Source organism: Kitasatospora sp. NPDC048286 (assembly GCF_043201735.1).
In the GTDB taxonomy this organism is placed as follows: domain Bacteria; phylum Actinomycetota; class Actinomycetes; order Streptomycetales; family Streptomycetaceae; genus Kitasatospora.
Genome location: NZ_JBICZE010000006.1, coordinates 491,864 through 504,582, shown reverse-complemented (window position 1 = coordinate 504,582; position 12,719 = coordinate 491,864). Strand labels below are relative to the sequence as shown.

General features: G+C 73.7%; 11 protein-coding genes. 9 read left to right on the top strand and 2 right to left on the bottom strand.

Going from position 1 to position 12,719, the window contains the following annotated elements; all coding sequences use genetic code 11:
* Positions 1-172 precede the first annotated feature (172 nt).
* From ACGF13_RS17750 to ACGF13_RS17725, 6 genes are all read left to right on the top strand, one after another.
* Positions 173-1,258 (top strand): aminotransferase class I/II-fold pyridoxal phosphate-dependent enzyme, encoded by a 1,086-nt coding sequence (locus ACGF13_RS17750; protein ID WP_392875479.1) that lies wholly within the window; start codon positions 173-175, stop codon positions 1,256-1,258.
* A gap of 264 nt (positions 1,259-1,522) precedes the next feature.
* On the top strand, positions 1,523-2,821 hold the full coding sequence (egtA, locus tag ACGF13_RS17745; protein ID WP_392875806.1) for an ergothioneine biosynthesis glutamate--cysteine ligase EgtA: 1,299 nt from the start codon (positions 1,523-1,525) through the stop codon (positions 2,819-2,821).
* On the top strand, positions 2,818-4,281 hold the full coding sequence (gene egtB / locus ACGF13_RS17740) for an ergothioneine biosynthesis protein EgtB (RefSeq protein WP_392875476.1): 1,464 nt from the start codon (positions 2,818-2,820) through the stop codon (positions 4,279-4,281). The genes egtA and egtB overlap by 4 nt, the downstream gene beginning before the upstream one ends.
* Positions 4,281-5,030 carry an ergothioneine biosynthesis protein EgtC gene (gene egtC / locus ACGF13_RS17735; protein ID WP_392875473.1) on the top strand — a complete coding sequence of 250 codons (750 nt, stop codon included), beginning with the start codon at positions 4,281-4,283 and terminating at the stop codon, positions 5,028-5,030. The genes egtB and egtC overlap by 1 nt, the downstream gene beginning before the upstream one ends.
* Positions 5,031-5,081: 51 nt before the next feature.
* On the top strand, positions 5,082-6,053 hold the full coding sequence (gene egtD, locus ACGF13_RS17730; protein ID WP_392875470.1) for an L-histidine N(alpha)-methyltransferase: 972 nt from the start codon (positions 5,082-5,084) through the stop codon (positions 6,051-6,053).
* Positions 6,054-6,204: 151 nt separating this feature from the next.
* Positions 6,205-7,632, top strand: coding sequence for a sugar porter family MFS transporter (locus ACGF13_RS17725; protein ID WP_392875803.1), 1,428 nt, complete (start codon positions 6,205-6,207; stop codon positions 7,630-7,632).
* 174 nt (positions 7,633-7,806) lie between these two features.
* Here ACGF13_RS17725 and ACGF13_RS17720 read toward each other — a convergent pair whose 3' ends face one another.
* A complete protein-coding gene (locus ACGF13_RS17720) occupies positions 7,807-8,559 on the bottom strand; it encodes a TetR/AcrR family transcriptional regulator (protein ID WP_392875468.1) in 753 nt (250 codons plus the stop codon).
* Positions 8,560-8,731: 172 nt separating this feature from the next.
* Between ACGF13_RS17720 and ACGF13_RS17715 the strand changes: the two genes are divergently transcribed.
* The 3 genes from ACGF13_RS17715 (at position 8,732) to fabG (ending at position 12,077) form a co-directional block, all read left to right on the top strand.
* The gene (locus tag ACGF13_RS17715; protein WP_392875465.1) at positions 8,732-9,895 is read left to right on the top strand and encodes an acyl-CoA dehydrogenase family protein; all 1,164 of its coding nucleotides are present in this window, start codon (positions 8,732-8,734) and stop codon (positions 9,893-9,895) included.
* A 49-nt stretch (positions 9,896-9,944) separates the two neighbouring features.
* Positions 9,945-11,144 (top strand): thiolase family protein, encoded by a 1,200-nt coding sequence (locus tag ACGF13_RS17710; protein ID WP_392875463.1) that lies wholly within the window; start codon positions 9,945-9,947, stop codon positions 11,142-11,144.
* 174 nt (positions 11,145-11,318) lie between these two features.
* Positions 11,319-12,077: a 3-oxoacyl-ACP reductase FabG gene (fabG, locus tag ACGF13_RS17705; protein WP_392875460.1), complete on the top strand. Its 759-nt coding sequence runs from the start codon at positions 11,319-11,321 to the stop codon at positions 12,075-12,077.
* Positions 12,078-12,259: 182 nt separating this feature from the next.
* Here the strand turns inward: fabG and ACGF13_RS17700 are convergent, their stop codons facing one another.
* Positions 12,260-12,658 (bottom strand): VOC family protein, encoded by a 399-nt coding sequence (locus ACGF13_RS17700; RefSeq protein WP_392875457.1) that lies wholly within the window; start codon positions 12,656-12,658, stop codon positions 12,260-12,262.
* Positions 12,659-12,719 lie beyond the last annotated feature (61 nt).

Below are 12,719 nucleotides of genomic sequence, written 5' to 3'. Positions count from 1 at the left end.
CGGCTTTCAGCGGACAGATGACAGATTTCGAAATCTGTCACCTGTCCGCGGCGCCTCCGACCCCGGCCCCGGCCCCGGCTTCGGATTCGGATTCGGATTCGACGCCCCCTTCGACCGCGCCGGGACCGGCAGCAGCAAGTGGGCCCGCGCCGACGCCCCCGGGGTGATCCCGATGGGCCTCGCGGACATGGACCTGCCCGGCCCGCCCGCCGTCGCCGCGGCGCTGGAGCGGCGCGCCCGCCACCGCGCGTACGGCTACACGGTGTGCGACCTGGCCGGCCGCACGCTGGTGGCCGACTGGTACCGCGCCCGGCACGGCGCCGAGGTCGACCCGGACTGGGTGCTGCTGTTGCCCTGCGGCCCGCGCACCGCCCTGCGCGTCCTGCTGGAGACCGTACGGCCGCAGGCCCCCGTGTTCTTCCCCACCCCCGAGTGGGGCGGCTTCGCCCAGCTCTGCCGCGCCGCCGGCCTCCCGTACCGCGAGCTGCCGCTACTCCGGGGCCCGGGCGGCTACCGGCTGCCACCCGGCCCGCTCCCCCGTCCCGCCGGAGCGGTGCTGCTGAGCAACCCGCACAATCCCTCCGGCACGGTCTGGCCGGCCGACGCGGTGCGCGGTCTCGCCGCCTCGGCAGCCGAAGGCGGCGCGCTGCTGGTCTCGGACGAGGTGCACGGCGACCTCACCCACCCCGACGCCGCCCAGCCCAACGCCGCCCAGCCCGACGCCACCCGTCCCGGCGCCGCCCACCCCGTCGCCGTCACCGTCGCCGACCCGGCGCACCGGCACCTCGTCGTCACCCTCAACTCCGTGGGCAAGACCTTCAACTGCTCCGGGATTCCCAGCAGTTTCGCCCTCGTTCCCGACCCCGCCCTGCGCACCCGGTTCGCCGAGGCGCTGGCCGGCTACGGTCTCTGGGAGGGCGGCCTGCTGGAGCAGACCGTGCAGCAGGCGGCACTGCGCGAGGGCGGTCCCTGGCTGGACGCGCTGCTCGCCCATCTGGCCGCCGCCCGCACCCTGCTGACCGACCGCCTCGGGCCCGCCGTCCGCTCCACCCCGCGGGCCTCCTACCTGCTCTGGCTGGACGCGGCCGCGCTCGGTCTGCCGCCCGCGAACGCCCGCCGGGCGCTGTTGGAGCGCTGCGGTCTGGAGGCCTCCGACGGCGCCGAGTTCGGCCCCGGCGGCCGGGGTTCACTGCGTCTGAACTACGCCCTGCCAGGCCCGGTGCTGGCGACCGTCCTGGAGCGGTTGGAGCGCTTGTGACCCCGGCACATGCCTCGCTCGTCCGCCCTCGGAACGCGGCCCGCCGACCCGCCGAAGAACCCCGGCATCACCCGTTCGCCACACTTCTGACCTGCGGAAACGGATGTTCATGCGAATTTTGCGGGGCGCCCCCGCATGCTCCGTAGCAGACTGGGCAGGGTAGACCGGGCCGCAATCGTGATCCCGAGGATGGTGAGTCCGGTGATACCGGTATCCCGCACCACTCCGCCCGACCGGCAGAGCACGCCACCGCCCCCGCCGGGGGTGACCCCGTTGACCGAATCGGGGGCGCGCAGCCACGTGTCGGGCGTCTGCTTCAAGATCGGACCGCCCCGGCTGGTGGGGGTGGAGGTCGAGTGGTTCGTCCATGACGAACGATGTCCCTCCCGGCCCGTACGGCCCGAACTGCTCCACGCCGCACTGGAGTCGCTGCCCCTCGGCGGCCCGGACGGCACCTCGCTCCCCTCCGGTTCGCGCGTCACGCTCGAACCCGGCGGACAGGTCGAGCTCAGCTCCCCGCCCGCCACCGGCCTCCTGGCCTGCGTCGAGGACACCCGACGCGATCTGACCGCCCTGCGGGCCGCCTTCGCGGCGCAGGGCCTGCGACTCACCGGCACCGGGACGGACCCCCTGGCCCGCCCCCGACGGATGGTGCTGGACCACCCCCGCTACCTCGCGATGGAGCGTTTCTTCGACTCCGCCGGGCCCTGGGGCCGGATCATGATGACGGGTACCGCGTCGGTGCAGGTGTGCCTGGACGCCGGCGAGGCGGGCGGCCCGCACGCGATCGAACGCCGCTGGAGCCTGGCCCACCGGCTGGGCCCGGTGCTGGTCGCCGCCTTCGCCAACTCCCCTGTCCTGGACGGAAGTCCGACGGGCCACCGGTCCACCCGACAGACCGTCTGGTCGCGGATGGACCCGACCCGCACGCTCGCCCCCGAGCCGGACCACGGGGACCCTCGCGAGGCCTGGGCGCAGTACGTGCTGGACGCCCGGGTGCTGTGCGTGCGAAGGCCCGAGGGTCTGCCGTGGACGGCCCCGGCCGGACTGACCTTCGGCGACTGGATCGGCGGTGCGGGCGAACGCCCGCCCACGATCGACGACTTGGAATACCACCGCACCACCCTCTTCCCGCCGGTACGCCCGCGCGGCCACCTCGAGCTGCGGATGGTCGACGCCCAGCCCGGGGACGGCTGGGTGGTGGTCGCCGCACTGGTCACCGCGCTGCTGGAGGACCCGGTGGCCGCCGACGCCGCGCTGGCCGCGGTGGAGCCGCTGGAGCCGCCGACGGGGGCGCACGGTCCGCGCGCGCCGCGCAGCGAGGTCTGGCGCCGCGCCGCCACCCTGGCCGTGGCCGACCCCGAACTCCGCCGGGCCGCCCTCGCCTGTTTCGCCGCCGCCGACGCCGCGCTGGGCCGCCTGCCCGGTGCCGGACGGCTGCGCGCCGCCGTCGCCGAGTTCGCCGAGCGCTACCCCGCGCGCGGCCGCTGCCCGGCCGACGACCAGCTGGACGCCCTGCGCTCCGGCGCCCTACGCACTCCCCCGGAGGAGGCCGCACCATGACCGACATCCGACCCCACGGGGGCACCGGGGCAGGCCGCACGGACCGCACCGACGCCACCACCCCCACCGGCGCCGCCGCCACCGACGCCACCACCACCGGCGCCATCGGTGGTATCGACACCATCGGCAGCATCGGCAGCATCGGCAGCATCGGCACCGAGGCGCTGCGCGAGAGCATCGCCACCGAGCTGCTGGCCGCCCGCGCCCGCACCGCCGCACTGACCGACTGCGTCGAGGACGGCGATCTCACCGCCCAGCACTCCCCGCTGATGTCGCCGCTGGTCTGGGACCTCGCGCACATCGGCAACCAGGAGGAGCTCTGGCTGCTGCGCAACGTCGGTGGCCGCGACCCGATGCACCCCGAGATCGATCCGCTGTACGACGCCTTCCGGCACCCCCGCGCCGAGCGCCCCGGCCTGCCGCTGCTGCCGCCCGCCGAGGCCCGCGCCTACGCCCACGAGGTGCGCGGCCGGGTGCTGGACCTGCTGGCCGCCAGCCCGCTGGAGGGCGCGCCGCTGCTGGAGGCCGGGTTCGCGTTCGGGATGATCGCCCAGCACGAGCAGCAGCACGACGAGACGATGCTGATCACCCACCAGCTCCGCCGGGGCGAGCCGGCCCTGGCCGCTCCCCCGCCGCCGCCCGCACCCGCCGACGCGGCCACCCTGCCCGCCGAAGTCCTCATCCCCGCGGGCCCGTTCACCATGGGCACGGACACCGAACCGTGGGCCCTGGACAACGAGCGCCCGGCGCACACCGTCGACCTGCCGGCCTTCCTGTTGGACACCACCCCGGTCACCAACGCCGCCTACCAGCGCTTCATCGCGGACGGCGGCTACGACGACCCGCGCTGGTGGACGCCGGAGGGCTGGGAGCACCGTCGGCGCGCCGACCTGACCGCCCCGCTCTTCTGGCACCACCAGGACGGCCAGTGGCTCCGCCGGCGCTTCGGCGCGGTGGCGCCGGTCGAGCCGAACGAGCCGGTGCTGCACGTCAGTTGGTACGAGGCGGACGCGTACGCCCGGTGGGCAGGACGGCGGCTGCCGACCGAGGCGGAGTGGGAGAAGGCGGCCCGCCACGACCCGGCCACCGGCCGCTCCCGCCGCTACCCCTGGGGTGACGGCCCGCCCGGCCCCGAGCACGCCAACCTCGGCCAGCGCCACCTGCGCCCGGCCGGGGCGGGCAGCTACCCGCAGGGCCAGTCCCCGTACGGCGTCCGGCAGTTGATCGGTGACGTGTGGGAGTGGACGGCCGGCGACTTCCGCCCCTATCCGGGCTTCCGGGCCTGGCCGTACAGGGAGTACTCGGAGGTCTTCTTCGGCCCCGAGTACAAGGTGCTGCGCGGCGGCTGCTTCGCGGTGGCGCCGGTCGCCTGCCGGGGCACGTTCCGCAACTGGGACTACCCGATCCGTCGGCAGATCTTCGCCGGGTTCCGCACCGCGCGCGACCTGGAGGCGGCCTGATGTGTCGTCACATCGCCTATGTGGGAGAGCCGGTGGCGCCCCGGGAGCTTTTGGTGCACCCGCCGTTCGGGCTGTACCGCCAGTCCTGGGCGCCCCGGGTCCAGCAGTACGGCACGGTCAACGCGGACGGCTTCGGCCTCGGCTGGTACGCGGACGGGGACGAGGTGCCCGCCCGCTACCGCCGGACCGGGCCGATCTGGGCGGACGAGACCTTCGCCGACCTCGCCCGAGTGGTCCGCACCCGGGCACTGCTGGCCGCCGTCCGCTCCGCCACCGAGGGCTGCGCGCCGGGCGAGGGCGCGGCCGCGCCGTTCGCCGCCGAGCGCTGGCTGTTCAGCCACAACGGCGCGGTGGCCGGCTGGCCCGGCAAGCTGGACGCGCTGGCCGCCCTGCTGCCCCCGGCCGAGCTGCTGGACCTCGAGGCGCGCACCGACTCGGCGCTGCTGTGGGCACTGACCCTGCACCGGCTGCGGGCCGGCGCCGGGCCTGGCGAGGCGCTGGCGGGCACCGTCGCCGACGTCGCCGCGCACACCACCGGGCGACTCAACCTGCTGCTCACCGACGGCGCCGCGATCGCCGCGACCACCTGGGGCGACACCCTGTACCACCGCACGCTGCCGGGCCTCGGCACGGTGGTGGCCTCCGAACCGTACGACGACGCTCCGGGCTGGACGCCCGTCCCGGACGGCTCGCTGCTGCTGGCCGGGCCGCGCGGCGTCACCGTGAGCCGTCTCCCCGGCCGCAACTGACCCACACTCCACACTCTCCCTTCACTTTCTGAACAGAGGAACCACCCTGTCATGGACACCTTCGATCTCACCCGACTGCTGCCCGCCGACCACTTCAGCACCGCGCTGCGCCACGACGTGCAGCACGGGCTGACGTCCCAGCCCAAGTGGCTGCCGCCGAAGTGGTTCTACGACGCCCGGGGCAGCGAGCTGTTCGAGGAGATCACCCGGCTGCCCGAGTACTACCCGACCCGCGCGGAGCGGGCCATCCTGGCCGCCCGGGCCGGCGAGATCGCCGCCGCCACCGGGGCCCGCACCCTGGTCGAACTGGGCTCCGGCTCCTCCGAGAAGACCCGGCTGCTGCTGGACGCCCTGCGCGCGCTCGACACCCTGGAGACGTACGTCCCGGTGGACGTCAGCGAGAGCGCGCTGACCTCGGCCGGCGCCGCGCTCGCCGCCGAGTACCCTGGGCTCGCGGTGCACGGCGTGCTCGCCGACTTCACCGCCCGGCTCGGCCTGCCCCCGGAGGGCGGCCCGCGCCTGGTCGCCTTCCTCGGCGGCACCCTCGGCAACCTGCTGCCCCTGGAGCGCGCGGCCTTCCTGCACGGCCTGCGCGCGGCCCTGGAGCCGGGCGACTTCCTGCTGCTCGGCACCGACCTGGTCAAGGACCCGGCGGTGCTGGTCGCCGCCTACGACGACTCCGCCGGGGTGACGGCCGAGTTCAACCGGAACGTGCTCAACGTGCTCAACCGCGAGCTGGGCGCCGACTTCGACCCGGACGCCTTCGAGCACGTCGCGCTCTGGGACGCCGAGCAGGAGTGGATCGAGATGCGGCTGCGCTCGCTGCGCGCGCAGACGGTGAAGATCCCGGCCCTGGACCTGCCGGTGCACTTCGCCCGGGGCGAGGAACTGCGCACGGAGGTGTCGGCCAAGTTCCGCCGGGAGCGGGTGGCCGGGGAGCTGGCGGCGGCGGGGCTGCGGCTGACCCACTGGTGGACCGACCCGCAGGGCCGGTTCGGGCTCTCGCTCGCCTCGCCGGTCTGACCGGCGCGGCCCGGGCTCCCGTGGCGGCCCAATTTGCTTGTTCATCTTACGAATTCTCAGAGCGAAACTTGAGGGTCCTGGTGTACAAGACTTAAACGAATAGGGGTTACGATCTCGGCTACCGAGCTCAGCGTTGAGTACCAGGAGTCAGATCGTGAGCGTCACCCAGAAGCCCTCCGGGGCGGTCGAGGCCCCCGCGCCCGGCCGCCTCGGCTTCGTCGTCTTCATCACCGCGGCAGCGGCCCTCGGCGGCTTCCTGTTCGGCTACGACAGCTCCGTGATCAACGGCGCCGTCTCCGGCATCCAGGAGAAGTTCGGCGTCGGCAGCGGCGTGACCGGACTGATCGTCTCCTCGGCGCTGCTGGGCTCGGCGATCGGCGCCGCGGTCGCCGGACGGTTCGCCGACCGGTACGGCCGCATCAAGGTCATGAAGGCGGGCGCGCTGCTGTTCGCGGTCAGCGCGGTCGGCTCGATGCTGCCGTTCTCCGCCTGGGACCTCGCCCTGTGGCGGGTCCTCGGCGGCGCGGCCATCGGCATCGCCTCGGTGATCGCCCCGACGTACATCGCCGAGGTCGCTCCGACCAGGTACCGCGGCCGGCTGGCCTCCTTCCAGCAGGCCGCGATCGTGCTCGGCATCGCGATATCCCAGCTGGTCAACTGGGTGCTCGCGCAGGCCGCCGGCGGCGACACCCGCGGCCACCTGCTCGGCCTGGAGGCCTGGCAGTGGATGCTCGGCATCTGCGTCGTCCCGGCCGCGGTCTACTTCGTGCTCGCCTCGGTCATCCCCGAGTCCCCGCGCTACCTGATCCAGGCCGAGCGCCTGGACGAGGCCCGCAAGGTGCTCGCCGACGTCGAGGGCGAGGGCGTCGACCCCGACGCCCGGATCACCGAGATCCGGACGCTGATCGCCTCCGACCACCGCCCGCGCTTCCGCGACCTGCTCGGCGGCCGGTTCGGCCTGCTCCCGATCGTCTGGGTCGGCATCGGCCTGTCGGTCTTCCAGCAGCTGGTCGGCATCAACGTGATCTTCTACTACTCGTCGATCCTGTGGCAGTCGGTCGGCATCGACCAGAGCAACTCGCTGCTGATCAGCTTCGTCGGCTCGGTGATCAACATCCTCGGCACCGTGATCGCGATCGTGCTGGTCGACCGGATCGGCCGCAAGCCGCTCGCCCTGATCGGCTCGGCCGGCATGGCGGTCGCGCTCGGCACGGCCGGCTGGGCCTTCTCCTCGGCCACCGGCAGCGGGGACAACCTCACCCTGCCCGACCTCCAGGGCACCGTGGCGCTGGTCGCCGCCAACGCCTTCGTGCTGTTCTTCGCGATGTCCTGGGGCGTGGTCGTCTGGGTGATGCTCGGCGAGATGTTCCCGAACCGGATCCGCGCCGCCGCGCTCTCCGTCGCCGCCTCCGCGCAGTGGATCGCGAACTGGGCGATCACCGTCTCGTTCCCGTCCATGTCGCGCTGGAACCTGTCGTCGACCTACCTGATCTACGCCGCCTTCGCGGCGCTGTCCATCCTCTTCGTGGCGAAGTTCATGAAGGAGACCAAGGGCGTCCGACTGGAGGACATGGGCTGATCCGCCCGTCGGACTCTCGGCCCCCGCACCCCGGCGCGATCAGCGCGGGGGTGCGGGGGCCGAATCGTTTCCGCGGGGCCGGGATCGCCCTGCGGAGGGTCGCGAGGCGCGGGGCGCGGGCGGAGGCCCCGGGGCGCGGGGCGCAAGGCGGGGGCGAGGCGGGGGTCCGGCGGCTCAGGTCCGCTCGGCGAGCCGGGCGTAGCGCAGGGTGAGGCCGTCGAGCAGCGCCTCCAGCCCGGTTTCGAAGGCGCCCTCGTCCACCGTCCCGCGGTGCCCGGCCAGCCGGTGCGCCTCACCGAGGTGCGGGTAGTCGGCCGCGTCGTAGACGTCGGCGTCCGCCGGGAAGCCGGCCGCGAAGGAGGCGAGGGCCGAGCCGGTGACGAAGTAGCGCATCAGCGCGCCGATCCTGGTGGCCTGGCCGCGCGGCCATCCGGACTCGACCAGGTGGCCGAAGACCGCGTCGGCCAGCCGCAGCGCGTTCGGCCGCCGCCGGGGGCCCTGGGCGAGCACCGGGACGATGTTGGGGTGGGCGGCCAGGGCGGCGCGGTAGGAGCGGGCCCAGTCGCGCAGCGCCTCGGCCCAGGGGGTGGCGGGGGTGGCGGGGGTGGCGGGGGCACCGGCGGTTCCGGCCGTCCCTGCGGTTCCGTCGGTTCCGGCCGTCCCTGCGGCTTCGTCGGCTGCGGCGGTCCCGGTGGTTTCCGCGGTCCCGAACATCGACAGGTCGACCTCGCCGATGACGCTGTCCACCACCGCGTCCAGCAGGTCGTCCTTGGTGGCGAAGTGGTTGTAGAGCGACGGCCCGCTGACCGACAGTTCGGTGGCGAGTCGGCGGGTGGAGAGGGCTTCCAGCCCCTCGTCGTCGATCAGCCGCAGCGCGGCGGCGACGATGCGCTCTCGGCTGAGCAGCGGGGTGCGTGGACGGGCCATCGCGACGGGTTCCTCCGGTTCGTCCGGTCGGGTGCGTGGGGACCGATTCTGGCAGGTGCCCCTTCCCAGCGCGGGCCGGGCGGGGCTACAGTCGCCCCCATAAAACTTGCAGCGCTAGTTTAATGGGCCCGGGCCCCGCGCCGGGCCCTGGACACCGCATTCGGGAGCCTCCGTGAACCTGGAGTTGTCCGAGGAGCAGGCCGCCGTCCGGGACCTCGCCGCCTCCTTCACCGACCGCGAGATCGTGCCGTACGCCGCCGAGTGGGACCGCGCCGAGTCCGTCGACCGCGCGATCGTCGGCAAGCTGGCGAAGGTGGGCTTCCTGGGGCTGACCATCCCGGAGGAGTACGGCGGCAGCGGCGGCGACCACCTCGCGTACTGCCTCGTGCTGGAGGAGCTCGGGCGCGGCGACTCCGCCGTGCGCGGGATCGTCTCGGTCTCGCTCGGCCTGGTCGGCAAGTCCGTCAACACCTTCGGAACCGAGGAGCAGAAGCGGCACTGGCTGCCCCGGCTCACCTCGGGCGAGGCGCTCGCCTGCTTCGCGCTCACCGAGCCGGGCACCGGATCGGACGCCGCCAACCTCACCACCCGGGCCGTCCGGGACGGCGAGGACTGGCTGATCAGCGGCGCCAAGACGTTCATCACCAACGGCACCTGGGCCGACGTCGCCCTGGTCTTCGCCCGCACCGGCGGCGACGCGCCCGAACAGCGGGGCCACCGGGGCATCACGGCCTTCCTCGTCCCCACCGACCCGCCCGGCTTCACCCGCACCGAGATCCACGGCAAGCTCGGCCTGCGCGGCCAGGCCACCGCCGGACTCACCTTCGAGGACGTCCGGGTGCCGGACAGCGCCCGGCTCGGCGAGGTCGGCAAGGGGTTCTCGGTGGCCATGGCGGCACTGGCCAAGGGGCGGATGTCGGTGGCGGCCGGCTGCGTCGGCATCGCCCGGGCCTGTCTGGAGGCCGCCGTCCGCTACGCGGGCGAGCGCGAGCAGTTCGGCAGGCCGATCGCCTCCCACCAGCTCGTCCAGGAGCTGCTGGCCGGCATCGCCGTGGACGTCGAGGCCGCCCGGCTGCTCACCTGGAAGGTTGCCGACCACATCGAGCGCGGCCTGCCGTTCGCCACCGAGTCCTCCGTCGCCAAGCTGTACGCCAGCGAGGCCGCCGTCCGGGCCGCCAACAACGCGCTCCAGGTCTTCGGCGGGTACGGGTTCATCGACGAGTACCCGGTCGGCAAGTACCTGCGCGACGCGCGGGTGATGACCCTCTACGAGGGAACCAGCCAGATCCACCAGCTGCTCATCGGACGCGCCCTCACCGGCGTCAACGCCTTCTGACCCGTTCCGCCCCGCCCCCGCCCCGCCACCCGACAAGGAGCCCGACGACGTGCGTCCCGTCTACTTCGCCGCCGCCCGCCGCACACCCATCGGCCGGCTGCGCGGTGCGCTCGCCACGGTCCGCCCGGACGACCTCTCGGCCACCGTGCTGCGCGCCCTGCTCGCCGACGCGCCCGCGCTCGACCCGGCCCGGATCGACGACGTCTACTGGGGCGCCGCCAACCAGGCCGGCGAGGACAACCGCAACGCCGCCCGGATGGCCGTCCTGCTGGCCGGCCTGCCGGAGACCGTCCCCGGTGCCACCGTCAACCGGCTCTGCGCCTCCGGGCTGGAGGCCGTCACCCTCGCCGCCCGGGCCATCGGCTCCGGCGAGGCGGACGTGGTGCTGGCCGGCGGCTGCGAGTCGATGACCCGCGCCCCCTTCGTCCTCCCCCGCCCGGACGAGGCGCTGCCGCACCGGATGGAGACCTTCGACACCCGGCTCGGCTGGCGGCTCACCAACCCGCGGATGGCCGAACTGCACGGCGTGCTCAGCATGGGCGAGACCGCCGAGGAGGTGGCCACCCGGTACGGCATCGGCCGGGAGCGCCAGGACGCCTTCGCGCTGCGCAGCCACCAGCGGGCCGGAGCCGCCCGCAAGGACGGGCACTTCGACGCCGAACTCGTCCCGGTCGAGCGGCCGGACGGGGTGACGGTCAGCCGGGACGAGAGCATCCGCGAGGACACCAGCCTGGCGAAGCTCTCCGGGCTCAAGCCGGTGTTCCGGCCGGGGGGCACCGTCACCGCCGGGAACGCCTCGCCGATGAACGACGGCGCGGCCGGGTTGCTCCTGGTCGGCGAGGAGGCGCTGCGCGACCTCGGGCTCCGGCCGCTCGGCCGGTACGTGGCCGGGGCCTCGGCCGGGGTGCACCCGGACGTCATGGGCATCGGGCCGGTGCCGGCCACGGCGAAGGTGCTCGCGCGGGCCGGCTGGTCGCTCGCCGACCTGGACACCGCCGAGCTGAACGAGGCCTTCGCCGCCCAGGCGCTCGCCTCCGCCGACGGCATCGGGTTCAGCCCGGAGCGGGCCGAGGAGGTGGTCAACCCCAGCGGCGGCGCGATCGCGCTCGGCCACCCCCTGGGCGGCTCCGGCGCACGCATCCTCACCACCCTGTTGCACCGGATGCGCCGTACCGGCGCCCGGCGCGGCCTGGCCACCATGTGCGTGGGTGTCGGGCAGGGTACGGCCGTGCTGGTCGAGAACGTCTGACGACCGGCGGTGGCGGGGAGGCGGCTGACGGGTGGCGGCGAACAGATGACGGATGGCGGATGACAGATGACGAAATCTGTTATCTGTCATCTGTCATCCGTTCGCCGTCCGATGTCAGCTGTCGCCTGCCACTCGTCGCTCGTCGCCTGTTGATCCAACTTCCAAGGAGTTCACATGACGCGGTTCGCGGGGAAGGTCGCCGTGGTGACCGGAGCGGCGCAGGGCATCGGGGCGGCCACCGCCCGCCGGCTGGCGGAGGAGGGCGCGGCGGTCGCCGTCGTCGACCTCACCGCCGAGCGGGCGGCCGGGACGGTCGCCGAGATCACCGCCAAGGGCGGCACCGCCCGGGCGTACGGCTGCGACGTGGCCGACTACGACGCCGTGGAGGCGGTGTTCGCGCAGGTCGCGGCGGACCTCGGCGGGGTGCACATCCTCGTCAACAACGCCGGGATCACCCGGGACAACCTGTTCTTCAAGATGCCGAAGTCCGACTGGGACGCGGTGCTGACGGTCAACCTGACCAGCGCGTACAACTGCAGCCACGTCGCGCAGAAGTACATGGTGGCGCAGAAGTACGGGAAGATCGTCTCGCTCAGTTCGCGCTCCGCCCTCGGCAACCGGGGCCAGGCCAACTACGCGGCCGCCAAGGCCGGCATCCAGGGCCTCACCGCGACCCTGGCGATCGAGCTCGGGCCGTTCAACATCAACGTCAACGCCGTCGCGCCCGGGTACATCGCCACCGCGATGACCGCCGCCACCGCCGAGCGGGTCGGCAGCAGCGCCGAGGACCACCAGACCGAGGTCGCCGCCCGGACGCCGCTGCGCCGGGTCGGGCAGCCGGAGGAGATCGCCTCGGTCGTCGCCTTCCTGGCCAGCGAGGAGGCCTCCTACGTCAGCGGACAGACGCTGTACGTCAACGGCGGTGCGCGCTAGGCGTGTTGTCTCAGGACGCCGGTTCCTCGGCGCCCTCGACGGTGAGCCGCCGCGGGAGCGCGGACGTCGTTCGGGGGCAGCGGCGCGGTCCGCTGCCCCCGCCGGTGGCGGCTCCTGGACCCGGCGGCCGCTCACCGGGAGCCCGAGATCTCAGCGCTCCCGGTGAGCGGCCGTGCGTGGCGTCAGCGTGCGAACTTCTCGATGGCCTCCGGGGTGACGGGGGTGAAGAAGTTGACGAGGTTACCGTCGGGGTCGCGGAACAGCAGCGACCGGTTGCCCCAGGGCATCGTGGTGGGTTCGTTGACGAAGTCGGTGACGAAGCCGGTCAGGTTCCGGTGAACGCGGTCCACGTCGTCGACGAGGAACTCGGTGATCACGCTGTGGTTGTCCGCCGGGCGGGCGGAGCCCGGGGCGAACAGCGGGACGGTGCGGGTACTGGCGATCGCGAGGGTCGCGCCCGCGGTCCTGAGTTCGGCGAAGTCCTCGGTGGCCCGTACCGCCCGAATCCCCGTCGCCCGCTCGTAGAACTCGACGAGGCGTGCGACGTCGCCGGTGATGATGCGGATCGAGACGAAGTCCATGGGAATCTCCTTGGCTGTGCTGGAGGCGTGCACGTCGCAGGCTAGGAGGATTAGTGGACAG